The sequence below is a fragment of the Streptomyces sp. cmx-4-9 genome, assembly GCF_046548835.1.
Classification (GTDB): Bacteria; Actinomycetota; Actinomycetes; order Streptomycetales; family Streptomycetaceae; genus Streptomyces.
Genome location: NZ_JAEBEE010000028.1, coordinates 1 through 875 on the forward strand (window position 1 = coordinate 1; position 875 = coordinate 875).

The 875-nt window shown below is 66.6% G+C and carries 1 protein-coding gene; it reads right to left on the reverse strand.

Translation table 11 applies throughout. The features are described from left to right. Positions 1 to 848 (reverse strand): AMP-binding protein (locus ACLJTM_RS34600; protein ID WP_411107796.1); only part of this gene is annotated, 848 nt, incomplete at its 3' end. Positions 849 to 875: the final 27 nt, after the last annotated feature.

Sequence of the window (875 nt, forward strand, 5' to 3'; positions counted from 1 at the left end):
AGGGTGGCTTGGGTGAGGTGGGGGTGGGTGGTGAGGACGGTTTCGATTTCGGTGGGTTCGATGCGGAAGCCGCGGATTTTGATTTGGGTGTCGGTGCGGCCGGTGTAGTGGAGGTTGCCGTGGGTGTCCCAGTGGGCTTGGTCGCCGGTGCGGTAGAGGCGGCTGCCGGGGGGTCCGTAGGGGTGGGGGATGAAGGTGGTTGCGGTGGTGGTGGGTTGGGCGAGGTAGCCGTGGGCGATGCCGTCTCCGGTGAGGTAGAGCTCGCCGGTGGTGCCGGGTGGGGTGGGGTTGAGGTGGGTGTCGAGGACGTAGGCGTGTTTGTTGGTGAGGGGGCGGCCGATGGGGAGGGGGCCTTGGGCGGGGTGGTCGGGGTGGGTGGTGTGGGTGGTGGTGAAGCCCATGGATTCGGCGGGGCCGTAGCCGTTGGTGATGGTGAGGTGGGGGTGGGTTTGGTGGAGTTGGTGGACGTGGGTGGGGGAGGCGGGTTCGCCGCCGGTGTAGACGATGCGGGTGGTGGTGAAGGTGTCGGGGTGTTCGTCGGTGAGGTAGTTGAAGAGGCTGGAGGAGAGTTGGAGCATGGTGATGTGGTGCTGTTGTGTCAGGTGTGAGATGAGGGCGGGTTCGGGGCGTTGTCCGGGTTGGAGGACGGTGGTTCCGCCGTGGAGGAGGGCTCCCCAGAATTCGAGGCTGAAGGCGTCCCAGGAGACGGGTGAGCACTGGAGGAAGGTTTCGGTGGGGCCGAAGGTGGCGTAGGTCTGGGCGGTGAGGGTGGAGACGAGGTTGCGGTGGGTGGAGAGGATGCCTTTGGGTCGGCCGGTGGAGCCGGAGGTGAACATCACGCATGCCACGTCCGAGGGCGTCAGGACCACGCCGAG